This window comes from Halorubrum aethiopicum, from assembly GCF_001542905.1.
Lineage (GTDB): Archaea > Halobacteriota > Halobacteria > Halobacteriales > Haloferacaceae > Halorubrum > Halorubrum aethiopicum.
The window spans coordinates 824,627-847,036 of sequence record NZ_LOAJ01000001.1; the positions used below are offsets into that span (position 1 = coordinate 824,627).

A 22,410-nucleotide genomic window follows, 5' to 3' on the forward strand; every position below is an offset into this window, starting at 1 on the left:
GCGTGTCCCCCGAGGGATCCGGACCGACCTCGGGTCACTCCCTCACCGAGGCCAGCTCCATGAGCGGGTAGCCGTCGACCATCTCCATCCGGGTGTCGACGACGACGCCCTCGTAGTCGATCCGCATCTCGACGTCCATGAGCGAGCCGGTCAGCTCGGTGTAGCCGTTCGCGTGGTCGATCGCGTCGGCGACGCGGTCGTCGTGGATCGTCACGTCCACCGACTCACAGAACGGCTGGTTCTCGATCGCCTCCGCCATGGCGGCCTCCAGGCTCCGCGTGCTCGCCGGGCTCACGGGCGTCCCCGCGAACTGGTGGTACAGCGAGCCGAACTTGATACCCGCCTCGAAACACGCCTGCTGGGCGTCGGTGGCCATGGTCGAAGGCGCGGTCCGTCGGCGTAAGAAGCTTCGGAGCCGCCGCGTCGTCGGGGGCGGTTCGGTGCGGGGGCTCGCGTCCCTCGCCGGCTTCGGTTCCCGCATCTCCCGCCGGCTTCGGTTCCCGCGTCCCCCGCCGCCTTCGATACGCTTTACCCACCGGCCGAGCGTCGTGGACGTGAATGAACGAGAACGGCCGGTCGATCGTGGCGTTCACGATGGTGTCCCACGCGATCGTCCACACCTACGAGCTCTCGATCCCGATCCTCGTCGTGATCTGGCTCTCGGAGTTCTCCGTGACGACCGCGACGATCGGCACCATCGTCGCCGTCGGCTACGCGCTCTTCGGGATCGGGGCGCTCCCGAGCGGCATCCTCGCCGACCGCTACAGCACGAAGTCGATGGTGCTGATCGGGCTGGCGGGAATGGGCGCGTCCTTCCTCCTCCTGAGCGCCGCCCAGGGGACGGCGACCATCGCGCTCGCGCTCGCGCTGTGGGGCGTCTTCGCGAGCGTCCACCACCCGGCGTCACTCTCGCTGATCTCGACGGGCGTCTCCGAGAGCGGCACCGGCTTCGCCTACCACGGGATGGCCGGCAACCTGGGGATCGCGTTCGGGCCGCTCGTCACCGCCTCGCTGCTCATCGTCTTCGACTGGCGGCTCGTCTCCGCGCTGCTCGTCGTGCCGGCCGTGCTCGCCGTCGCGTACGCGCTGACCGCCGAGTTCGACGAGATGGCCGCCGTCGACGTCGGCGGGAACGACGAGGGAAGCGGAGCCGACGGTGATGGGACCGCGGGCGACGACCGGTCCGGCGGTCCCGACTCCCTGGCCGGGTTCCTCGCCGACAGCCGGGCGCTCTTCACCCTCGGGTTCACGCTGGCGATGGCGGTCGTCCTCATGAACGGGGTGTTCTACCGCGGCGTGCTCACGTTCCTGCCGGACGTGCTCGGGGGGTACCTCCCGGACGTCTCGGGCATCGGGCTCTTCGCGCCCGACAGCCCGATGGCCGAGGAGTTCGATCTCGCCTCCTACCTCTACGCGGGGCTGTTGACGGTCGGGATCGCCGGCCAGTACGTCGGCGGGAAGCTCACCGACCGGATCCCGGTGTCGGCGGGGTTGGCGGCGGTCTTCGGCGCGCTCGTCGTCCTCGCCGCGGCGTTCATCCCCGTCGCCGAGGCCGGGCTCTGGCCGCTCGTCGCGATCAGCGCCGTCTTCGGCTTCGTCCTCTTCGCGATCCAGCCGCTGTACCAGGCCGCCATCGCCGTCTACAGCCCGCCGGACGGCCGCGGGCTCTCGTACGGCTACACCTACCTCGCCAACTTCGGCATCGGCGCGGCCGGCGCGGCGCTCGCCGGCATCCTCCTCGATCTCACCAGCGTCGCGCGGACGTTCCTGCTCCTGGCCCTGATCCCGGCGGCGGGCGCGGTCGTCGCCCTCGCGTTGTACTCGGTCGTCGACGCGGAGTAGGCAGGGTTCGACGACGACCGAGCCTCGACGACGAACGGAAGGGGTTAGGCCCGCGGCGCGGAACCGACCCGCATGGACACGCTGTGTATCACGGGCGGACGGGTCCTCCACCCCGACGGTCGCGTGCGCGAGGGCGACGTCGTCGTCGACCGCGAGGCGGGGACGGTCCTCGCCGTCGGGGGAGACGAGACGGTCGCCGAACACGTCGACGACGACGCTGAGACCCTCGACGCGACGGACGGACTGGTGATCCCCGGACTGGTCAACGCGCACACCCACGTCTCGATGACGCTGCTGCGCGGCTACGCGGACGACAAGCCGCTCGACGCGTGGCTCCGCGAGGACGTCTGGCCCGCGGAGGCCGAACTCACCGACGACGACATCGAGGTCGGGGCCGAGTTAGGGGTCTTAGAGATGATCCGGTCCGGAACGACCGCCTTCGCGGACATGTACTTCGCGACCGACCGCGTCGCCGACGTGGTCGACCGCGCTGGCGTGCGCGCACGCCTCGGCCACGGCGTCGTCACGGTCGGGAAGGGGGAGGAGGAAGCGGTCGCGGACGTCGAGGAGAGCCTCGCCGTCGCCGCCGACCTCGACGGCGCGGCGGACGGCCGGGTACGGACCGCGTTCATGCCCCACTCGCTGACGACGGTCGGCGAGGAGTACCTCCGCGAGGGGATCGAACGCGCCGCCGATCGGGGAATCCCCGTCCACCTCCACGCCAACGAGACGCGCGAGGAGGTCGACCCCATCGTCGAGGAGCGCGGCGAGCGACCCCTCGCGTACGCCGACGACCTCGGCGCGCTCGGCGAGGGGAACTTCCTCGCCCACTGCGTCCACGTCGACGACGCGGAGATCGACCTGCTTGCGGAGACGGGGACCGCGGCCGTCCACTGTCCGGCCTCGAACATGAAGCTCGCGAGCGGGACCGCACCGGTCCAGCGCCTGCGCGAGGCGGGCGTCACCGTCGCGCTCGGCACGGACGGGGCGGCCTCGAACAACGACCTCGACCTCTTCGACGAGATGCGCGACGCCGCGATGGTGGGCAAACTCGCCGCGGACGACGCGAGCGCGGTGCCCGCCGAGGCCGTCGTGGAGATGGCGACCGCGGGCGGCGCGGACGCGCTCGGGCTTCCCGGCGGCCGGATCGCCGCGGGGGAGGCGGCCGACCTCGCCGTCGTCGACCTCGATCGGCCGCACCTGACGCCGGTTCACGACCCGGTCTCGCACCTCGCGTACGCGGTCCGCGGGAGCGACGTGCGCCACACCGTCTGTGACGGCCGCGTCCTCATGCGCGACCGGGAGGTCCTGACGCTCGACGCCGACGCGGTCCAGGCTCGCGCCGCCGCGGCCGCGAGCGACCTCGTCTCGCGGGTCGAGGACGGCTCGTGAGCCGCCGACGCGCCGCCACCGCCCCGTCGCCGACCGCTTAAGACGCATGCCGCGGCCAGACCGCGCATGCCAGCACGCCTTCGCGTCCTCGCCGGCGACTGTCGGGTGACCGAACGCGGCGACCGGACCCGCACGCACCGCGGTCGCGTCGTCGTCCTGATCAAGCCCGACAACACCACGCTCGTCCACGACGCCGACGGCTACCAGCCCGTCGCCTGGCTCACCCGTCCGGAGTCGGTGGTCGTCGAGGGCGACGGGGCGGGCTTCACGGTCACGGCGCGGGACGGATCCCGGCGGCTCCGCGTCGTCGCCGAGGCCGCGACCGCCAGCCGGGCGCTCCCGGTCACCGAGGCCGGGATCCCGGTCGGGACCTGTCCCGACGACGGCGGGTCGCTCGTGCGCTCGCGCGGCGACGTGGTCTGTCTCGACTGCGAGCGCCGCTGGGGACTGCCCGCCGGGGCGAGCGTCACCGACGCGACCTGTGAGGCGTGCGGGCTGCCGAAGATCCGCGTCGAGCGCGGCGAGGCGTTCCACCTCTGTGTGGACCCGTCGTGTGACCCGCTGTTCGAGGCGGTCCGCGACCGGTTCGACCGCGTCTGGGAGTGTCCGGACTGCGAGGGCGACCTCCGGGTCCGGTACGCGCCCGGACGCGTCTACCTCGCCTGCGAGAACGATCCCGACTGCGAGACGACCCTCTCGATCCCGTCGGGCGTCGCCGTCGACGAGTGCGACTGCGGGCTGCCGACGTTCGAGACCGCCACTGGACGACGCTGTCTCGATGGGACCTGTCCGGTCGGTCGCGGGAGCTGAGTACGGGGGACTCGACGGCGGCCGCGGTCGTCGTCGCGGCTACTCGGCCAGCTGCTCGCGACCCGGGGCGACGAGCCGGTCGAGGTACGCCGCGAGCGCGCCCTTGGCGTCCGCCGGGTGGAGCTCGCCGGCCTCGAGGTCGGCCTCGAGGGCCTCGTACTCCGCGTACTCGAGGTCGCCGCCGTACTCCTCGGGGCGTTCGACGACGACCGTCTCGAACCGGGGGAAGACGTGGTACTCGAACACCTGGAGGACGGGGTTCTCGCGCTCGACGCCCTCCTCGGTCGGCTCGGGGTCGGCCGTCGGCGGGCAGTACGCCTTGTTCACCTTCTCCTCTATCGCCTCGCGGGAGTCCTCCATCGAGATGGTGACGCCCGTACTGGAGGACATCTTCCCCTCGCCGGTGCCGAGGTCGGCGATGAGCGGCGTGTGGAGGCTCGTCGGCGGCTCGCGGTCGATGCTCGGGAGCACGTCCCGCGCGAGCATGTGGACCTTCCGCTGTTCCATCCCGCCGACCGCCAGGTCGACGCCGAGGTACGGGATGTCGAGCGCCTGCATCAGCGGGTAGACCGCCTGTGAGACCTTCACGGAGTCGCCGGACTTGATGTCGGCCATGGCGCGTTCGGCGCGCGCGAGCGTCGTCTCCAGTTCGAGCGCGTGGAGATCGAGCGTGTAGTCCTCGTCGAGCTGGAAGTCGGAGCCGAGCACGAACTGGGTGTTCGACTCGTCGAGCCCGTAGGCGATGAACTGGTCGCGCATCCGTTCCGCCGTGCTTCGGATCTCCGCGAACGACCCCTTGTCGTTGAGGTACGCGTGGACGTCCGCGAGCAGGACGGTGACCTCGAAGCCGGCCTCCTGGAGGTCGATCAGCTTGTTCGCCGTGAGCATGTGACCGATGTGGAGAACGCCGGAGGGCTCGTAGCCGACGTACGCCCGCTTCCCGTCGGGGTCGTCGGCCAGCGTCTCGATCTCCTCCTCGGTGACCACCTCGGCCGTGTTCCGGGTGATCCGCTCGTGGGCGTCCATGGCTACGATACCGCGGCCGCTCGGCATATGACTTCTGGAAACGGCCCGTCCGCCCCGACGATCACTCCTCCGTCTCGAGTCTCGTTCCCGCCCGGTGTTCGGAGATGATCCGGTCGAGCCGCTCGGCCCGCTCGTCGCGTCGGCGACGCTCGGCGCGCGACTCCCAGTCGTCGACGGCGGCCTCCAGTGCCGCCTCCTCGGCGACGGCGAGCTCGTCGACCTCGCGGACGGGAACGGCCGACGCGGGAACGACCGGGATCCCGTGATCGAAGAGCACGCGGTCCGCGACCTCGGAGAGGTTGCCGTCGCGGATCACCGCCCGCGGGTCGGTCTCGGCGAGCCGCTCCGCGGTCCGCCGGCCGGCTCCCGACGCGTCCCGGAGGTACACCACGTCGCCGGCGACGAGCCCGTACGCCTCGTCGGCCGCGTCGATCGCGTCGAGCGTGAACTGCTCGACGACCTTCACGCTGACGAGCCCCTGCCCCTCGGCGACGTCCTCGAAGTTGGAGTGGTCGAGCCGCCACAGCTCCTTCAGCGTCTCCACTTTCCCCTCCAGCTCCGCGACCGTCTCGCGGGCCTCGTCGCGCTCCCGCTCCAGCCGGTCGGTCTCGCGTTCGAGCCGCGAGACGATCCGGCGGCTCCGCGCCTCGATCCGCTCCTCGCGTTTCGCCTCCTCGAGTTCGGCCTCCAGCTCCGCGATCCGCTCGTCGCGCTCGGCGAGGTCCGCCTCCAGCGACTCGGCGTGTGACTCCAGCCGGTCGACCCGGTCACGGAGCCGCCGGATCGTCTCCTCCTCCTCGGTTCGCTCCGGCTCCGTGGGGTCCTCCTCGGCCGCCGGTCCGTCCGTCTCGCCGTCGCCGTCGCGGTCCGCCCGGAGGTCCTCGATAACGGCCTCGACCGACGCGCCGCCGGCGACGACGCCCGCGATCACCTCCTCGCGGTCGAGCCGCGGGGGCGTCTTCTCCGTGATCCGCTCGAACTGGTCGGCGTGGGCGTCGTAGGCGTACAGCGCGGCCGCCAGCGCGTCGCGCTCGTGGTCGTTCCCGTAGCTCGCCTCCCGCGTCCGGTGGAGCTTCTCGTCGACCGGGAGGTCGGTCGTGGGCCGCCAGCCGGCGGCGTCGAAGGAGCGGCGGAACTTCTCGACGGTCTCGGGCATCGGCTCCACGTCGGCGGCGACGATGATCGGCCGCCCCTGTTCGATCACCCACTCGGTCACCTCCGCCGTGTCGGCCGTCCGCGAGGAGTAGAGCGCGTGGACGGTGCCGTCGAGGCCGACGACCGCGGCCGCAGTGGTCGTTCCGGGGTCGATGCCGACGATGACGCGGTCGCGGCGCTTCACGAGCGGCTCGTACTCGATCCCGTCGCGGCGCTCGCGCTCGACCTCCACGCGGACGTCGCCCGCCCGCGAGTTCGAGACGGGGATCTCCTCCGGGCGGGCCTCGACGGTGAAGACGGCGTTCGCGTAGCCGCCGTACTTCTCCGTCACCTCCCGGTCGAACTCGAGGTTCGCCTCCTCCAGTTTCGACTGGACCTGTCGCGTCCGCTTCCGGACGTTGCCGTGGATCCGGCGGGTGTACCGGTCCTGGCTCCACCCGCCCTTCCCGGTCGAGCGCCCGCGCGAGACCTTCACCGTGGTCTCGTCGGTGAAGGCGGTCACCTCGTGGCCGACGTTGGCGGCCGCGAGCCGGGCGGCCGCTTCCGCCTCCGCCATCGGCTTCTTCCCGTACGGGATCCCGTGTCTGGAGGCGACCCGCGAGAGCGGTTCCGGCCGCTCCGCGCCGGTCACCTGAACGAGCCGGGTGCCGTCCGGCAGCGACCGCAGAAGCCCCACGAGCGCGTTCTTGTCGGGTGCCAGCTCGTAGGCGTTGTCGGTGGCGACGTACAGCGGCTCGCGGTCGTCGATCAGCCGGCGGAGCTTCCGGAGCGAGACCACGTCGCGGGTGATCCGCGCGAGCGGCCCCTCCGCGTCGGGGGCGTCGGGGTCGTCGTCGTCGACCGGGTCCAGGATCACGAGCGCGTAGGAGGGGTCGTCGCCGCGAACGTCGCCGCTTTGCACGTCGACGCCGAACACCGGCCGGTCGCGGGCGCGGATGGTCCGGGATGTCACGGAGACACATAGGCCGCTCGGCCGTATATACCCCACGCCGCGGGTGATCGCCTGCGTGACCCCCCGGGTCGACTCCGGGTCCGACCCGCCCGCTTATACGTCGCCCCGGCGAAGACCGGACGAATGAGCGAGGAGTTCGTGCTGCTCGAGCCCGAGGACCAGCCCGGCGACGAGTGGGAGGAGCTGGACGTCTCGGACACGGAGGCCGACCGGATCGCCCGGCGGCAGGACCGCGAGTTCGACGAGTTCCGCAAACGGATCAAAGACACCGAGCAGTTCAAACTCCAGGAGTCGGTCTTCGACGACGCGACGCTGGCGGCGGTGTACAAGCTGGTCCAGGACGGCTACGTCGACGCCTTCGGCGGGCCGGTGTCGACCGGCAAGGAGGCGAGCGTCTTCGAGGCGCTCGGCGGGAAGGCGGGCGAGCGGCCGGAGCCGGGATCCGCGGCCGCGGGCGGCGGTCCGGCGGGCGTCACGCCCGACCGCGAGGTCGCGGTGAAGGTGTACCGGATCAACTCCTCGAACTTCCGGCAGATGCGCGAGTACCTCGAGGGCGACCCGCGCTTCGAGGGCATCGCGAACGACAAGAAGGCGGTCGTGCTGGCGTGGACCCGCAAGGAGTTCGCGAACCTGAAACGCGCCCGGAAGGCGGGCGTTCGCGTCCCCGAACCGATCGCGGTCCAGCGGAACGTGCTCGTGATGGAGCTGGTCGGTCACGCCGAGGACCGCGCCCGGCGGCTGAGCGAGGTCGACGTCGAGAACCCCGAGACGGCCTACGAGGTCGTCCGCGAGTACATGCGCCGGCTGTATCGCGCCGGGCTGATCCACGGCGACCTCTCGGAGTACAACATGATCATCCACGACGGCGAGCTGGTGGTCATCGACCTGGGACAGGCGGTGACGGTTCACCACCCGAACGCCGAGGAGTTCCTCGAGCGCGACTGCGAGAACGTCGCGACCTTCTTCACGCGACAGGGGATCGACGTCGACCCCGACGACCTCCGCGCGTACGTGACCGAACCGGAGCCCGACCCGAGCGGCGAGCCGGGGGAGGAGCCGGGTTCCGATCCGACCGACGATCCGGAGGAGTGAGTCCGGGCGAGCGAGTGTCCGAAGGGAAGTACTGATTTGCGTCCCGGTCGACGAGCCTCCATGCCCTCCAGCAACGATGCCGCGGAGATCCCTCCCGAAGTCGCGTCGGCCGTCCGGAGATACCACCGCGTCGAGCGCGCGGTCAGCTGGCTCGTCGCCCTCCTCGTCGTCGCCGTCGCCGCCGCCGCGTTCCTGTCGCTCGACTCCCTCCCGGCCGTGCTGGTCGCGGTCGGCGTCGTCGCCCTCGTCCGCATCCCGCTCGTGTCCCGGAGCGGGCGAACGCGGCTGGTCGCCGACGCGGATCCCTCCGCGGTCGTCGCCGCGTTCCGGAGCGCCACCCCGCCGGTCCTCGCCTTCCAGTGGGCGATCGCGGACGAGATCAACCCGGACGGCGAGGATCGGGACGGCGCGGGTGGCGGCGACGAGAGCGGCGAGCGACGAGGATCCGACGACGGCCCGGCGACCCGCGCGACCTACGAGCTCTCCTACCTGTTCGGACTGCGGTCGATCTCGATGGCTGTCGAGGTGCGGTCGCCGGGGATCGGCGCCGACGGGGCGGTCACGGACGACACCGGGGCGGTCACGTCCGGCGACGACGCGGTCGAAACCCTCGAGGTGAGCGCCACGGCCGGCGGGCGGCCGTGGGGCACCTACCACGTGTCGATACGTGAGGGCGACGCGGGGACGATCGCCGACATCGAGATGACGACGGACCGCCGGTTCGACCTGCGGTCGGTCCCGCAGACGCTGGTCGCGGAGCGGTACGTCGGGGCGGTCCTCTCGGCGCAGGGGTACCGCGTCGTCGACCGCTCGGTGTCGTGGTCGGCGTGAGCGTCCGCGGTCGGACGACGGAGAATCCACGGTAGCCGGCCGCACGCGCCCGGTATCCGGACACACACCGCGGCTCGCGGAACACGTTTAAAAGGCTCCGCCGGGTAGTTCGGTGTATGCAACACGTGACGGTTCCGCAGGACCGGATCGGCGTCGTCATCGGTTCCGGGGGCGAGACGATGCGGGAGATCGAAGAGCGGGCGGGCGTCAGACTCGACATCGACTCGGAGTCCGGCAGCGTCGCCATCGAGGAGACGGACGACCCAGTCGCCGCGCTGGTCGCGCCGGACGTGATCAAGGCGATCGGGCGGGGGTTCAAACCCGAGACCGCGTTGTCGATCCTCGATCACGACCTCCGGACGCTGGAGCTGATCGACTTGACCGAGCACACCCGCAACGACAACGACCTCCAGCGCAAGAAGGGCCGGATCATCGGCGAGAACGGCCGGACCCGCGAGCTGATAGAGGAGCTGACCGGCGCCAACGTCGTCGTCTACGGCACCACGGTCGGGGCCGTCGGCGGCCCCGAGGAGCTTCAGGTCGTCCGGCGGGCGGTGGGGATGTTGCTCGACGGCGCGCCCCACGGCGCGGTGTACTCGTATCTCGAGCGCAAGTCCAACGAGCTGAACGACGACGTGAGCTTCAACGCGCCGCGGTAGGATTCCACACGGGACGCGAGAGTTCCGCTCGCCCGCCTCCGATCCCGGGATTCCTCGATCGATCGTTCCATATAAAGGGTCGTGATAACGAGCCACATGCGTCCCTGCTAACCCCCTCCGTGTTGCGGTTCCGCACAATCCGAACGAAGGATTTATATAGAATCACAAACAATCGGAGGTTGATTATGTCCCAGCGACAGCGGATGGGTAACCAGCCGATGATCGTACTTTCCGAGGAGTCGCAGCGAACCTCCGGAAAGGACGCCCAGAACATGAACATCACGGCCGGGAAGGCGGTCGCGGAGTCCGTCCGCACCACGCTCGGTCCGAAGGGGATGGACAAGATGCTCGTCGACTCCGGCGGGTCCGTCGTCGTCACGAACGACGGCGTCACCATCCTCAAGGAGATGGACATCGACCACCCGGCGGCGAACATGATCGTCGAGGTGTCCGAGACGCAGGAGGACGAGGTCGGTGACGGAACCACGTCCGCCGTCGTCGTCGCCGGCGAGCTCCTCGACCAGGCCGAGGAGCTCCTCGACCAGGACATCCACGCGACCACGCTCGCGCAGGGGTACCGCCAGGCCGCCGAGAAGGCCAAAGAGATCGTCGAAGAGCAGGCCATCGAGGTCACCGAGGACGACCGCGAGACCCTCGTCGAGATCGCCCAGACGGCGATGACCGGCAAGGGCGCGGAGAACTCCAAGGACCTGCTCGCCGAGCTCGTCGTCGACGCCGTGCTCGCGGTCAAAGACGAGGACGGCATCGACACGGAGAACGTCTCCGTCGAGAAGGTCGTCGGCAGCTCCGTGGACCAGTCCGAGCTCGTCGAGGGCGTCATCGTCGACAAGGAGCGCGTCGACGAGAACATGCCCTACGCGGTCGAGGACGCCAACGTCGCGCTGTTCGACGGCGCCATCGAGGTGAAGGAGACGGAGATCGACGCCGAGGTCAACGTCACCGACCCCGACCAGCTCCAGCAGTTCCTCGACCAGGAGGAGCAGCAGCTCCGTGAGATGGTCGACCACCTCGTCGACATCGACGCCGACGTCGTCTTCGTCGGCGACGGCATCGACGACATGGCCCAGCACTACCTCGCACAGGAGGGCATCCTCGCGGTCCGCCGCGCGAAGTCCGACGACCTCAAGCGGCTCGCCCGCGCGACGGGCGGCCGCGTCGTCTCGAACCTCGAGGACATCGAGTCCGACGACCTCGGCTTCGCCGGCTCCGTCGCCCAGAAGGACGTCGGCGGCGACGAGCGCATCTTCGTCGAGGACGTCGAGGAGGCCAAGTCCGTCACGCTCATCCTGCGCGGCGGCACCGAGCACGTGGTCGACGAGATCGAGCGCGCCATCGACGACTCGCTCGGCGTCGTCCGCACGACGCTCGTCGACGGGCAGGTTCTGCCCGGCGGCGGCGCGCCCGAGGCCGAGCTCGCTCTCCAGCTCCGCGACTTCGCCGACTCCGTCGGCGGCCGCGAGCAGCTCGCCGTCGAGGCGTTCGCCGACGCGCTGGAGGTCATCCCGCGCACCCTCGCCGAGAACGCGGGTCTCGACCCCATCGACTCGCTCGTCGACCTCCGCTCCCGCCACGACGGCGGCGAGTTCGGTGCCGGTCTCGACGCCTACACGGGCGACGTGATCGACATGGAGGCCGAGGGCGTCGTGGAGCCGCTCCGCGTCAAGACCCAGGCCATCGAGTCCGCCACCGAGGCGGCCGTCATGATCCTCCGCATCGACGACGTCATCGCTGCCGGCGACCTCAAGGGCGGCGGCACCGACGACGACGGCGACGAGGGCGGCCCCGGCGGCGCGCCCGGCGGCATGGGCGGCGGCATGGGCGGCATGGGCGGCATGGGCGGCGCGATGTGAAGTTCGGGAACGACCACATCCACCCAGCCACCCCGACCGTCGCACCGACTGCCAACCGTCTGACCTAACCACCCATGGCCGGCCCGAACGGGCCGTCCACGAACGCGCTTTTATGCGACCACTGACGCCGTAGCGTAGCCCGTCTCTTAGGGTTCGATGTCCGATCCGTTCGCTACAGGCGAAGGAGCGATCGATCGCCGGGGCGGTGGCGCGCCGGTGAGTGCCCGAAGGGCACGAACCCGATCGCGAGGGACGCGGCGACTGAAAGGAGCAGCGAGGCTGGGGAGGCGTGAGGAGCGGGGCGGTACGGTTGGGTGGGACTCAAAGGGGCAGCCGGCTCCGGGAAGACGGCCGACGCAAGCAGCGTGGCGCTACGCGCCACGGGCAGCCGGCGGCTCCGCCGCCGGCGACACCGCAGCGAACGAAGTGAGCGAGGAGCACAGCGAGGCCCTCGACCGGAGCCGGCTGGGGCTTTGGCGGTGTTCACCACGCCAGCAACGATCGCGTTTCTATCAGAGTAAGACCACTTGTAACACCCGTTCTATAAGCACTCAAAATCTAACGACCGTTTCAGTAGGAAAACGTTCGAATCCCTCTCTCATCACGGTACCGCCGCTCGCGACGTTGCTCGCGACGGAACAGCGGGCCGGGAGGGATTCGAACCCCCGACCGTCCGGTTAAAAGCCGGACGCTCTCCCTAACTGAGCTACCGGCCCGCGTCACTCGCTACGGCCAGACCACGGATAAACGTTTAGAAACGGTAGGGGACGCGGGGTCACTCCTCGCCCGGCGACGACGTGAAGTGGTCCTCGAGCGCGGTCGCGACGATCGCGCCCGGCTCGACGTTCCGCATCGCCGCCCGCCGGCGGAGTTCGACGTACGTCTCGGTCGGGAGGTCGAGGCCGATCCGGCCGAGATCGACGCCGACCTCGCGGACCGCGTCGTCCACCTCGTCGCCGTCGTTGACGGCCGAGGCCACGGATCGGACCTCCCGGACGGTCATGTCGCCGTCGATGGCGGCCCACGCGAGGAGGTACCGGTCGGTCCCGCCGAGGCGCGCGACGTGTTTGGCCGCGCTCGGCGTGACGTGCCCGCGGGCGACCTGCCGACGGATCGCCTGCGGGAGGTCGTGAACCCGCGCCCACTTGCGAATGAACGCGACGGTGACCCCGTCGCCGGCGCGGGCCGCGGCCTCCTTGTAGGAGCCGACGCCGCGGACCAACGCCGCGCAGGCGGCGGCCCCGCGGAGCATCAACACGTGGTCGTCGTCGCCGACGTCGCCCGACGCGAAGCGGCGGACCGTCTCCGCGGCCTCGGCGACGCTCTCGGGATCGTCGGGGTCGAACCCCACCGCCTCGGCCGCGCGCTCGCCGGTGACCGCCGGGTCCGAGCGAACGACGGGTTCGCCGACCGGTGACCGGCGGTCGGCGCGTGACTGCTCGTCCATACGCCCCCTTCGGGCCCCAGCACATAAGGGGTCGGCACCGTGGCAGGTATCGCAGCCGACGCGGAGACGAGGACCCGGATCTACTCGCCGGGATCGGCCGCGTCGTCGCCCGTCGGGGCGGCGGTCGCGTCGTCGGTCGTTTCGCCGTCGGACGTCTCGTCGTCGGCCGCGTCCTCGTCGCCCGCGGCGTCCCCCTCCCCGCCGCCGGCCGGCCCGCCAGCGACCAGCTCCTCGGCGAGGAGCGTCGCGGTCACGAGCGCCGGGTCGACCGCGAGGTCGGCGACGCCGGCGACGAACTCCGGCAGCGAGCGGTCCGCGTACGTCACGACCGTCACCGACGGGTTCAGCTCCTTCGCGACCGGGATGCCGGTCGCCTCGTCGGCGTCGGTCAACACGAGGTAGTCGGCCTCCGTGATCCCCGCCGTCTTCAGGGCGTCCGCCGAGACGACCCCCTCAACCCGCGACACCGTCGCGTCGAGCGCCGTCAACTCCTCACCGACGCCGTGCTCGTCGGGTCCCGCGACGACCGCAGTCCGCGCGTTCCCCGCCATCACTCGTACTCGATGGTCGCCGGCGGCTTGTGGGTCACGTCGTAGACGACACGGGCGACGTTCTCGTTCTCGCCCGTGATCCGGCTCTGGATGCGCTGGAGCGTGCTCCAGTCGATCTCCTGGGCGCGGGCGGTCATCCCGTCGCGGCTCTCGACCGAGCGCACGGCGACCACCCAGCCGTGGACCCGGTTGTCGCCTTTCACGCCGGTCGCCTTCCCGATCACGGCCCCGAACGCCTGCCAGGGGTCGTACTCCTCGAGCTCCTCCTCGACGACGTGACACGCCTCGCGGGCGACCTCGGCCTTCTCGGGGGTGACCTCGCCGACGACCCGGACGGCGAGTCCGGGGCCGGGAAACGGCATCCGCTCGGAGATGATCTCCTCGAGGTCGAGCGCGCGGGCGACCTCGCGGACCTCGTCCTTGTAGAGGTCGCGCACCGGCTCGACGATCCCCTCGAAGTCGACGACCTCGGGGAGCCCGCCCACGTTGTGGTGGGACTTGATGTTCCCCTCGGACTCGATGCGGTCGGGGTAGATCGTCCCCTGGACGAGGTAGTCGGCGTCGACGTCGCGGGCGACCGTCTCGAACTCGTCGATGAACCCCTCGCCGATGACGTGGCGTTTCTCCTCGGGGTCGGTGACGCCCTCCAGCCGGTCGAAGAAGCGCTCTTGCGCCTCGATCACCCGCAGCGACTCCATGAAGGAGAACGTCTCGCGGATCTCGTCCGTCTCCCCCTTCCGCATCAGTCCCGTGTCGACGTACACCGGGGTGAGCCGGTCGCCGATCGCCTCGTACGCCAGCGTCGCCGCGACCGAGGAGTCGACCCCGCCCGATAAGGCGATCACGGCGTTCGCGTCGCCGACCGCCTCGCGGATCTCCGCCACCGCCTCCTCGATGAACGCGTCCGTCTCGACCATCTATAGCCTCACGTCCGCGTTCCGCTCGGTTGTGTCCGTCGATCCGAGCGCCGCCTCGACGAGGGCGACGAACGGCGGGCTCGCCCGGTCCGGCCGCGACCGGAACTCGGGGTGCGCCTGCGTCCCGAAGAAGAACGGGTGATCGGCGCGTTCGAGGATCTCCATCCGGTTGTCCGCGCGCCCGGAGAAGACGAGCCCGTCGGTCTCCAGCTGGTCGATGTACTCGGGGTTCACCTCGTAACGGTGGCGGTGCCGCTCGGTACAGGAGTCCGCGCCGTACACCCGCGCCGCCAGCGTGTCCGGCTCGATGTCGGTCTCGTGTGCGCCGAGCCGCATCGTCCCGCCCATCTCCTCCGTCTCGTACTGCTCGGGGAGGAGATCGATGACCGGGTGGGGCGTGTCGGCGTCGATCTCCGCGGAGTGGGCGTCCTCGAGCCCGAGCACGTTGCGCGCGTGCTCGACGACGGCCATCTGGAAGCCGAGACAGAGCCCGAGGAAGGGGACGTCGTTCTCGCGGGCGTACCGGATCGCCGCCACCTTCCCGTCGGTGCCGCGGGAGCCGAACCCGCCGGGGACGACGACCGCGTCCGCGCTCGCGAGTCGCTTTTCGTGTTCCTCGCGCGTCTCGTCGGCGTCGACCCACAGCACGTTCACCTCCGTCTCCGTCTGGATCCCGGCGTGTTTCAGCGCCTCGTGGATCGACATGTACGCGTCCTCCAGCGCGTACTTGCCGACGAGCGCCACGTCGATCTCGTCCTCGCGGTCGCGCGTGACGAGGTCGCGCCACTCCGTCGAGCGCTCGGCCTTCGGGAGCGCCTCGTCGGCGATCCCGAGCCGCTCCATCACGTACTCGTCTAACCCCTCGTCTTCCACCACCAGCGGGACGTGGTAGATGTCCTCGACGTCGGGGTTCGAGAAGACGGCGTCCGTGGGCACGTCACAGAACAGGGCGATCTTCTCTTTCGTCTCCGGATCCAGCCGGTCCTCACAGCGCCCGACGAGCACGTCCGGCTGGAGCCCGATGGAGCGCAGCTCCTTCACCGAATGCTGGGTCGGCTTCGTCTTCTGCTCGCCGTTCTTCGAGTAGGGAACCAGGGTGACGTGGGCGAAGAGGATGTCCTCGTCGTCCTCCTCGTGGGCGAACTGCCGGAGCGCCTCGAGGAACGGCATCGACTCGATGTCGCCGACGGTCCCGCCGATCTCGATCAGACAGACGTCGCTCCCCTCGGCGGCCTCGCGGATGCGCCGCTTGATGTCGTCGGTGACGTGGGGAATGATCTGGACGGTCTTGCCGAGGTAGTCGCCGGCGCGCTCGCGCTCGATGACGTGCTGGTAGGTCTTCCCCGTGGTGACGTTGTGGTCGAACGTCATGTCGGTCCCGAGGAAGCGCTCGTAGTTGCCCAGGTCCAGGTCGACCTCGCCGCCGTCCTTGAGGACGTACACCTCGCCGTGTTCGTACGGGTTCATCGTCCCGGCGTCGACGTTGAGGTAGGGGTCCACCTTCACCGCGGTCACGTCGAAGCCGGCGTTCGAGAGGAGTCGGCCGGTGCTGGCGGCGGTGATTCCCTTGCCCAGCCCGGACATGACCCCGCCCGTGACGAACACGAACTTCCGACCCAGCGACGGGTCGTATCCCGTGTCAGGATCCGTTGGCATATCGACCGTCCGTCAGGGCCCGGCAAAACCGTTTCGGAGGGGTTCCGAACCCGAACGAAAGCACACGGTCGTCCGTGAGGATCGGGATCGAAGCGATCGTTCGTCGAACGAGAACGGTTCGCACGCGGGATCGCGAAGAGAGGGAGGCGTGGCCGTGCTATCGCCTGTCGTCGACGGCCGTCCCCGGCTGCCGCCGATCAGGGCGCGAGCAGCGGCTCCGGTCGGCGGCGCTCCTCGACCGTCGCGTCACAGGCCGGACACGTGTGGGTGGTCCGTCCGGGACCCTCGTCGACGATCCAGTCGCCGGGGAGGCCGCTCTCGTGGCCGCAGTCGGGGCAGAACAGCACCGCCTTCGGGCGCGGGTCCGCGTCGTCGGTGGAGGTGTGATGAGTGGACACTGTGTGTGGAAACCGTAGGCGTTCGGCGGGAATAACGCTGTTGGCGGGGATCGATCGGGAAGGATCCGACTCGATTCGCTCTCGTTTTCCGGATGTGAGCACCGCCGACGCGCCGATCGTCCGACTGTACGGGGTGTAATATCGGAATGCGGCGAACGGTTTCAAAACCCCAGCCGTTCGGGTCTACGTCGTTGCCGGCGCGGTGAGCATCTCCAAAGCCCCAGTCGCGAGGACTCGCACGGCTCGTTGTGCTCCTCGCTCAGTCGCTCCCGCTCCTTCGCTGCGGTGCTTACGCCGCCGGGCTTCGTCCTTCCGAGAGACTCCGTCTCTCGACTTCCCGCTCGCTTACGCTCGCGGGAATCGCGACTGCCCCTTTGAGTCCCACCCAACCGTACCGCCCCGCACCTCACGCCTCCCCAGCCTCGCCACTCGCTTCGCTCGTGGCATCCCTCGCGGGCTCCTCGTACCCCCCCGGGGCACTCGGAGGCGCGCCACCGCCCCGTTTCTCGTGTACGAGTCGACATCCTCGTCGGCTTCGAGTCGAGGTATTATGGCCCGTCGGCGGATCCGTGGAGACGATGACCGAGACAACTCCGTCAACCGGGGACGACGACCGACCCCGAGTCGTGATCAGCGACACGAAACTCACCAGCCTCGCGACCGAGCGCGAGGTCTTCGGCGACGAGGTCGTCCTGACGCAGGACCCCCTCCGCTCGCCGGAGGCGGTGATCGAGGCCGACCCGGACGCGATAGTCATCGACGCGGGAACGCCGATGACCGCCGCGGTCCTCGAAGGCTGTTCTCGCCTCCGGGCGGTCGTCCGCGCCGGCGTCGGCGTCGACAACGTCGACCTCGCGGCGGCCGACGCCAACGGCGTGGCCGTCTCGAACGTCCCGGACTACGGGACCGACGAGGTGTCCGCGCACGCGATCGGGCTCTGTGCGTCGCTCGTCCGCGGGATCCCCGCCGCGAGCGCCGACACCGCGGCCGGCGGCTGGGACTGGCAGGTCAGCGCGCCGCTCTCGCGACCCGAGGAACTGACCGTCGGCGTCGTCGGCTGCGGGCGGATCGGGAGCCGAACGGTGCGGAAGGCGGCCCCGCAGTTCGGAAGCGTCGTCGTCCACGACCCGTACGTGCCCGACGCGGCGATCCGGGACCTCGGTGCCGAACCCGCGGGCTTCGAGGACCTCCTCCGCGAGAGCGACGTGATATCCGTCCACACCCCGCTGACGCCGGAGACGCGGGGGATGTTCGACGCGGACGCCTTCGACACGATGCGCGAGCGCGACGACGCCGAGCCGGGAACGATCCTCGTGAACACGGCACGCGGCGAGGTCGTCGACGCGGACGCGCTCGTCGACGCCTTGGAGGACGGGACGGTCCGGAGCGCCGGGCTGGACGTCCTCCCGGCCGAGCCGCCGGCGGACGACCGGCTGGTCGGCCGCGACGACGTCGTCGTCACCCCGCACATCGCGTGGTACTCCGAGGAGTCGAAACGCGAGGTGCGGCGCAAGGCGGCCGAGGAGGTCCGGCGATACCTCCGCGGCGCGGAGCCGGCGTACCGAGTCGACCCCGAGACGTACGGGAGCCCGGACGCGTACTGACACCCGACCCCGGGACGTAGCCGGATCCTCCGAGACCCGCCCGACCGCAACGTTCAACACGCCACCGGATCGGGATCGGCGCATGAATCGAGCCCTCCTCCCCCCTGCGGTCGCGGCCGTCGTCGCGGCCGCGATCGGCGTGGCACGCCGGCTCCCCCCGATCCTGATCGAACTGTCTCTCGAGATCCCGTCTCCCTCCGCCCTCTCCATCTACATCGCCGGCAGTCGGTTCGTCTCGTTCGTGCTCGTCTACGGGCTGCTCCTCGGCGTCGCCTACTGGGTCGGCCGGGGGAGAGAGGGCGACCGCGGCGACGGGACGCTCGTGCTCGCGACCGGGGGCGTCGCCGCGGTCGCGTACCTCGTCGTGACCGCCGGGGTACTCCTCTGGCTCGGCCCCGAGCAGCGGGCGATCACGGCGGTCAGGGTCGCCGGATCGACCGTCAGCGTCGGCGTCCAGCTGGCGGTCGTGGCGTTCGCGGGACTGGCGCTGGGCCGGTCCCGACGCCCGGCGACCGCCGCGGACGCGTGACCGCGGCCACGCCCGTCCGACCGGACGGGTCGAGCCGAGCCGGACCGCGGGCGAGCCGAGCCAGACCGCGGACGAATCGCGGGCAAGTCGCGGGCGAGTCGCGGACGAGCCGCGATCGGGGGGAGATCCTCCCGACGCTCCGCTCGAACCGCCCGCGATCGCCCTCGATCCGCGAACGCCTCAGAGAGCCGGGTTAACCCGACTACAATCCGGGTTAATCGGGCTTAACGGAGTTCCCCGCTTAAGGGAAGTCAGCGTCACGACCCGACCGGACATGAGCCAACGCACGATAGGTCTGCTGTTGATCGCGGTCGTCGCGGTCGGCGCGGTGACCGGCGTCGCGGCCGCCGAGGAGTCCCTCGGCGTGACGGTCGAGGACGTCGACGGCGAACCGACGGTCACGGTGACCGAGAACGACACCGCGGTCGAGAACGCGACGGTGATCGTGAGCGTCGCGGACGACGAGGCGAACGCCTCGTACGCGGGGACGGGTGAGTACGCGACCGACGAGAACGGGACGGTCTCGCTCCCCGCTCCCGAGGAGGACGTGGGGATCGAGGTGACCGCCACCGACGGCAACGCGACCGGGTCGACGCTCGCTCACCTCGACGCGCCCGACGGGCTCGAGGTGGAGGTCGACGACTCCGACGCGGAGCCGCTGGTGACGGTGACCGACGACGACACGGCGGTCGAGAACGCCTCGGTGAACGTCACGGCCGTGGACGGGGAGAACGCCACCTACGTCGGCGAGGGGAACTACTCGACCGACGCGAACGGGACGGTCGAGCTACCCGCCGCCGAGGAGGACGTCACGGTGAACGTGACCGCGACGTTCGAGAACGAGACGGTCTCGACGACCGTCGACCTCGACGCGCCGGACGGGCTCGAGATCGACGTGAGCGAAACCGACGACGAGCCGGTCGTCACGGTGACCGAGAACGACACGGCGGTCGAGAACGCCTCCGTGAACGTCACGACCGTGGACGAGGAGAACGCGACGAACGAAACCGAGGACGACACCAACGCGACCTACGTCGGCGACGGGAACTACACCACCGACGAGAACGGGACGGTGGAGCTGCCCGCTCCCGAGGAGAACGTCACCGTCGAGGTGACCGCGACGTTCGAGAACGAGACGGCCACGACGACCGTGGACCTGACCGCCGACGACGAGGCCGACGAGCGGCCGTTCGGCCAGCTGGTCCGCGAGTTCATCTCGAACCTCGAGGACCGTGACGGCGGCATCGGCGGCGCAGTCTCCGACTTCGTGACGGAGAACAACCCCGGCAACGCGCCCGACCACGCGGGCGGCCCCGAGGACCCGGACGAGGCGGACGATGACGACGGAAACGAGAGCGACGCCCCCGGCAACGCGCCGGACCACGCCGGCGGGGACGAGGACGGAGAGCGCGGTCCGCCGGCACACGCCGGTCCCGATGACGACGCGGACGACGACGAGTCGGGGGAGGAATCCGAAGAGGACGCGGACGATGACGAGTCGGAAGACGACGAGACCGAGGAAGACGACGCCGAAGAGGACGAAGAGGACGATGCCGAAGAGGACGAGGAGGACGACGAGTCGGAAGACGACGAGACCGAAGAGGACGATGCGGACGACGATGAAACCGAGGAAGAGGACGACGAGTCGGAAGACGACGCAGACGACGGTGAAGAGGACGACACCGAGGAGAACGAGGACGACGCCGACCCCGGAAACGGCAACGGACCGGGGAACGCTCCCGGCAACGGGAACGGGAACCAGCCGTAGTTGAGGATCGATCGGCGACCGAAGGCGATCACTTTTCTCGACCGCGACCCGGTGTCGGCATCGTTTAGTGTGCGGTGAGCGAAGCGAATCTCATGAGCGAGCAGACGTATCCGCCGGTCACGGAGCACCTTTCGGACCCCGAGACGGCCCGCGAGGAGGGGCGTCGCAAGATGGACTGGGCGCTCCAGCACATGCCGATCCTGAACGCGCTCCGCGAGGAGTTCGAGACGGAGCGTCCCCTGGAGGGCGAGACGGTCGCGATGGCGATGCACGTCGAGGCGAAGACGGCGAACCTCGTCGAGCTGCTTGCCGACGGCGGCGCGGAGGTCGCCATCACCGGCTGTAACCCGCTGTCGACGCACGACGACGTCTCCGCGGCGCTGAACGACCACGAGGCGATCACCTCCTACGCGGTCCGCGGCGTCGACGACGAGGGGTACTACGACGCGATGCACGCGTGTCTCGCCCACGAGCCCACCATCACCGTCGACGACGGGATGGACATGGTGAAGCTCGTCCACGAGGAGTACCCCGACCTGATCGACTCCATCCTCGGCGGCGCGGAGGAGACGACGACCGGGGTCCACCGCCTGCGCGCGATGGACGACGACGGCGAGCTCCACTACCCCGTCTTCGCCGTGAACGACACGCCGATGAAGCGGCTCTTCGACAACGTCCACGGCACCGGCGAGTCCTCGCTCGCGACCATCGCGATGACGACGAACCTCTCGTTTGCCGGCAAGGACGTCGTCGTCGGCGGGTTCGGCTACTGCGGCAAGGGCGTCGCGAAGAAGGCCGCCGGTCAGAACGCCAACGTGATCGTCTGCGAGGTCGACCCGCGCAAGGCGCTGGAGGCACACATGGAGGGGTACGACGTGATGCCGATGGCGGAGGCCGCGAAGACGGGCGACGTGTTCGTCACGACCACCGGCAACCGCGACGTGATCACCCGCGAGCACTTCGAGGTCATGAACGACGGCGTCCTGCTGGCGAACGCCGGCCACTTCGACGTGGAGATCAACCTCGAGGAGCTCGACGACCTCGCGGTCGACCGCTTCGAGGCCCGCGACGGCGTCGAGGGGTACGAGCTTCCCGACGGCCGCGTGCTCAACGTGCTCGCCGAGGGGCGGCTCGTCAACCTCGCCGCCCCCATCGCCCTGGGCCACCCGGTCGAGGTCATGGACCAGAGCTTCGGCGTTCAGGCCGTGGTCGTCCGCGAACTCGCCGAAAACGCCGACGACTACGAGGCCGGCGTCCACGACGTCCCCGACGACCTCGACCGCGAGGTCGCCGAGATCAAGCTCGCGGCGGAGGGCGTCGACCACGACTCGCTCTCCGCGGAGCAGCGCGAGTACATGGGGAGCTGGGAGCACGGGACGTAAGCCGTCTCTCGGACGCTTTGGGCGATGTTACCGTGCGTGGCGTTTTATAAGATAGACGCGGTGGCGCGCCTCCGAGCGGCCGCCACGGGCGGCCGTGAGGAGCCCGCGAGGGAGTCAGTCGCCGGAGCGAAGCGGAGGCGACTGACGAGGCTGGGGAGGCGTGAGGTGCGGTGCTGTGCGGGGTGGGACTCAAAGGGGCAGCCGTGAGGGCGAAGCATGACGACGCAAGCACCGCAACGAGGGAGAGCAGCGACCGAGTGAGGAGCACAGCGAGTCGTGCGAGTCCCGCGAGCGTGAGCGAGCGGGACCACGAAAGTCGCAGCCTGCGCAGCGAAGCGAGCAGGAACGTCTTTCGGAGGTCCTCACGGCTGGGGCTTTGGCCGTGTTCACCGCGCCAGCAACGACTTATGGCCGAGCGACTGGGGCTTTGGCGGTCCCGTCTCTAACGACCATCCCTTCGGATTCTCATCCGGATCTCGCTTCACAAACACTCTCGCCGGGATCCACGTCGTCCTCGCGCCCTTTTTG

At 70.1% G+C, this 22,410-nt stretch carries 18 protein-coding genes, 1 tRNA gene and 1 pseudogene; 11 read left to right on the plus strand and 9 right to left on the minus strand.

All coding sequences use genetic code 11. The features are described from left to right. Nucleotides 1-34: 34 nt before the first annotated feature. Nucleotides 35-376 (minus strand): dihydroneopterin aldolase family protein, encoded by a 342-nt coding sequence (locus AXA68_RS03955; protein ID WP_066413101.1) that lies wholly within the window; start codon nt 374-376, stop codon nt 35-37. Nucleotides 377-558: 182 nt separating this feature from the next. Here AXA68_RS03955 and AXA68_RS03960 point away from each other — a divergent pair, with 182 nt between their 5' ends. From AXA68_RS03960 to AXA68_RS03970, 3 genes are all read left to right on the plus strand, one after another. Beyond that, nucleotides 559-1,842: an MFS transporter gene (locus AXA68_RS03960; RefSeq protein WP_066413104.1), complete on the plus strand. Its 1,284-nt coding sequence runs from the start codon at nt 559-561 to the stop codon at nt 1,840-1,842. Nucleotides 1,843-1,914: 72 nt separating this feature from the next. Continuing rightward, entirely contained in the window at nt 1,915-3,234 is a 1,320-nt protein-coding gene (locus AXA68_RS03965) for an amidohydrolase (protein ID WP_066413116.1), read from the plus strand. Between the two features lie 66 nt (nt 3,235-3,300). After that, on the plus strand, nt 3,301-4,044 hold the full coding sequence (locus AXA68_RS03970) for a topoisomerase DNA-binding C4 zinc finger domain-containing protein (RefSeq protein WP_066413119.1): 744 nt from the start codon (nt 3,301-3,303) through the stop codon (nt 4,042-4,044). A 39-nt stretch (nt 4,045-4,083) separates the two neighbouring features. Here AXA68_RS03970 and AXA68_RS03975 read toward each other — a convergent pair whose 3' ends face one another. Next, a complete protein-coding gene (locus AXA68_RS03975) occupies nt 4,084-5,070 on the minus strand; it encodes a tyrosine--tRNA ligase (protein WP_066413122.1) in 987 nt (328 codons plus the stop codon). A 61-nt stretch (nt 5,071-5,131) separates the two neighbouring features. Further along, nucleotides 5,132-7,177 (minus strand): DUF460 domain-containing protein, encoded by a 2,046-nt coding sequence (locus AXA68_RS03980; RefSeq protein WP_066413124.1) that lies wholly within the window; start codon nt 7,175-7,177, stop codon nt 5,132-5,134. Nucleotides 7,178-7,300: 123 nt separating this feature from the next. Here AXA68_RS03980 and rio1 point away from each other — a divergent pair, with 123 nt between their 5' ends. The 4 genes from rio1 (at nt 7,301) to thsA (ending at nt 11,630) form a co-directional block, all read left to right on the plus strand. Continuing rightward, nucleotides 7,301-8,269: a serine/threonine-protein kinase Rio1 gene (rio1, locus tag AXA68_RS03985; protein ID WP_066413127.1), complete on the plus strand. Its 969-nt coding sequence runs from the start codon at nt 7,301-7,303 to the stop codon at nt 8,267-8,269. Between the two features lie 60 nt (nt 8,270-8,329). Continuing rightward, a complete protein-coding gene (locus AXA68_RS03990; protein ID WP_066413135.1) occupies nt 8,330-9,100 on the plus strand; it encodes a hypothetical protein in 771 nt (256 codons plus the stop codon). Nucleotides 9,101-9,216: 116 nt separating this feature from the next. Continuing rightward, on the plus strand, nt 9,217-9,759 hold the full coding sequence (locus tag AXA68_RS03995; RefSeq protein WP_066413137.1) for a KH domain-containing protein: 543 nt from the start codon (nt 9,217-9,219) through the stop codon (nt 9,757-9,759). A gap of 218 nt (nt 9,760-9,977) precedes the next feature. After that, nucleotides 9,978-11,630, plus strand: a complete 1,653-nt coding sequence (gene thsA / locus AXA68_RS04000) for a thermosome subunit alpha (protein ID WP_066418350.1) — start codon at nt 9,978-9,980, stop codon at nt 11,628-11,630. Between the two features lie 642 nt (nt 11,631-12,272). On the opposite strand, the gene AXA68_RS04005 is transcribed toward thsA, so the two are convergent. The 6 genes and pseudogenes from AXA68_RS04005 to AXA68_RS04030 all read right to left on the minus strand — a co-directional run bounded on the left by AXA68_RS04005 (nt 12,273) and on the right by AXA68_RS04030 (nt 16,599). Next, nucleotides 12,273-12,346: transfer RNA gene (locus AXA68_RS04005), tRNA-Lys, on the minus strand. 59 nt (nt 12,347-12,405) lie between these two features. Then, nucleotides 12,406-13,077: a DUF7119 family protein gene (locus AXA68_RS04010; protein WP_066413139.1), complete on the minus strand. Its 672-nt coding sequence runs from the start codon at nt 13,075-13,077 to the stop codon at nt 12,406-12,408. Between the two features lie 218 nt (nt 13,078-13,295). Further along, nucleotides 13,296-13,628 (minus strand): annotated as a pseudogene (locus AXA68_RS04015) (DUF7126 family protein); the annotation flags it as partial. After that, nucleotides 13,628-14,545, minus strand: a complete 918-nt coding sequence (gene guaA / locus AXA68_RS04020; protein ID WP_066413144.1) for a glutamine-hydrolyzing GMP synthase — start codon at nt 14,543-14,545, stop codon at nt 13,628-13,630. The gene guaA and the pseudogene AXA68_RS04015, both read right to left, overlap by 1 nt. Further along, a complete protein-coding gene (locus tag AXA68_RS04025; protein WP_066413146.1) occupies nt 14,546-16,201 on the minus strand; it encodes a CTP synthase in 1,656 nt (551 codons plus the stop codon). A 197-nt stretch (nt 16,202-16,398) separates the two neighbouring features. After that, nucleotides 16,399-16,599 carry a hypothetical protein gene (locus tag AXA68_RS04030; protein ID WP_066413149.1) on the minus strand — a complete coding sequence of 67 codons (201 nt, stop codon included), beginning with the start codon at nt 16,597-16,599 and terminating at the stop codon, nt 16,399-16,401. Nucleotides 16,600-17,177: 578 nt separating this feature from the next. On the opposite strand from AXA68_RS04030, the gene AXA68_RS04035 reads away from it, so the two are divergent. The 4 genes from AXA68_RS04035 (at nt 17,178) to AXA68_RS04050 (ending at nt 21,882) form a co-directional block, all read left to right on the plus strand. After that, nucleotides 17,178-18,203 carry a C-terminal binding protein gene (locus AXA68_RS04035; protein ID WP_066413152.1) on the plus strand — a complete coding sequence of 342 codons (1,026 nt, stop codon included), beginning with the start codon at nt 17,178-17,180 and terminating at the stop codon, nt 18,201-18,203. Nucleotides 18,204-18,285: 82 nt separating this feature from the next. Beyond that, nucleotides 18,286-18,732, plus strand: coding sequence for a hypothetical protein (locus AXA68_RS04040; RefSeq protein WP_066413154.1), 447 nt, complete (start codon nt 18,286-18,288; stop codon nt 18,730-18,732). 274 nt (nt 18,733-19,006) lie between these two features. Beyond that, nucleotides 19,007-20,500, plus strand: a complete 1,494-nt coding sequence (locus AXA68_RS04045) for a DNA primase (RefSeq protein WP_066413156.1) — start codon at nt 19,007-19,009, stop codon at nt 20,498-20,500. A gap of 92 nt (nt 20,501-20,592) precedes the next feature. Continuing rightward, nucleotides 20,593-21,882 (plus strand): adenosylhomocysteinase, encoded by a 1,290-nt coding sequence (locus AXA68_RS04050; RefSeq protein ID WP_066413158.1) that lies wholly within the window; start codon nt 20,593-20,595, stop codon nt 21,880-21,882. The last annotated feature ends 528 nt before the right edge of the window (nt 21,883-22,410 follow it).

Excerpts from the sequence above, each read along its gene's own strand:
- AXA68_RS03955 (WP_066413101.1), bottom strand. The coding sequence starts at position 376 with ATGGCCACCGACGCCCAGCAGGCGTGTTTCGAGGCGGGTATCAAGTTC.
- AXA68_RS03960 (WP_066413104.1), top strand. The coding sequence starts at position 559 with ATGAACGAGAACGGCCGGTCGATCGTGGCGTTCACGATGGTGTCCCAC.
- AXA68_RS03965 (WP_066413116.1), top strand. The coding sequence starts at position 1,915 with ATGGACACGCTGTGTATCACGGGCGGACGGGTCCTCCACCCCGACGGT.
- AXA68_RS03970 (WP_066413119.1), top strand. The coding sequence starts at position 3,301 with ATGCCAGCACGCCTTCGCGTCCTCGCCGGCGACTGTCGGGTGACCGAA.
- AXA68_RS03975 (WP_066413122.1), bottom strand. The coding sequence starts at position 5,070 with ATGGACGCCCACGAGCGGATCACCCGGAACACGGCCGAGGTGGTCACC.
- rio1 (WP_066413127.1), top strand. The coding sequence starts at position 7,301 with ATGAGCGAGGAGTTCGTGCTGCTCGAGCCCGAGGACCAGCCCGGCGAC.
- AXA68_RS03990 (WP_066413135.1), top strand. The coding sequence starts at position 8,330 with ATGCCCTCCAGCAACGATGCCGCGGAGATCCCTCCCGAAGTCGCGTCG.
- AXA68_RS03995 (WP_066413137.1), top strand. The coding sequence starts at position 9,217 with ATGCAACACGTGACGGTTCCGCAGGACCGGATCGGCGTCGTCATCGGT.
- thsA (WP_066418350.1), top strand. The coding sequence starts at position 9,978 with ATGATCGTACTTTCCGAGGAGTCGCAGCGAACCTCCGGAAAGGACGCC.
- AXA68_RS04010 (WP_066413139.1), bottom strand. The coding sequence starts at position 13,077 with ATGGACGAGCAGTCACGCGCCGACCGCCGGTCACCGGTCGGCGAACCC.
- guaA (WP_066413144.1), bottom strand. The coding sequence starts at position 14,545 with ATGGTCGAGACGGACGCGTTCATCGAGGAGGCGGTGGCGGAGATCCGC.
- AXA68_RS04025 (WP_066413146.1), bottom strand. The coding sequence starts at position 16,201 with ATGCCAACGGATCCTGACACGGGATACGACCCGTCGCTGGGTCGGAAG.
- AXA68_RS04035 (WP_066413152.1), top strand. The coding sequence starts at position 17,178 with ATGACCGAGACAACTCCGTCAACCGGGGACGACGACCGACCCCGAGTC.
- AXA68_RS04040 (WP_066413154.1), top strand. The coding sequence starts at position 18,286 with ATGAATCGAGCCCTCCTCCCCCCTGCGGTCGCGGCCGTCGTCGCGGCC.
- AXA68_RS04045 (WP_066413156.1), top strand. The coding sequence starts at position 19,007 with ATGAGCCAACGCACGATAGGTCTGCTGTTGATCGCGGTCGTCGCGGTC.
- AXA68_RS04050 (WP_066413158.1), top strand. The coding sequence starts at position 20,593 with ATGAGCGAGCAGACGTATCCGCCGGTCACGGAGCACCTTTCGGACCCC.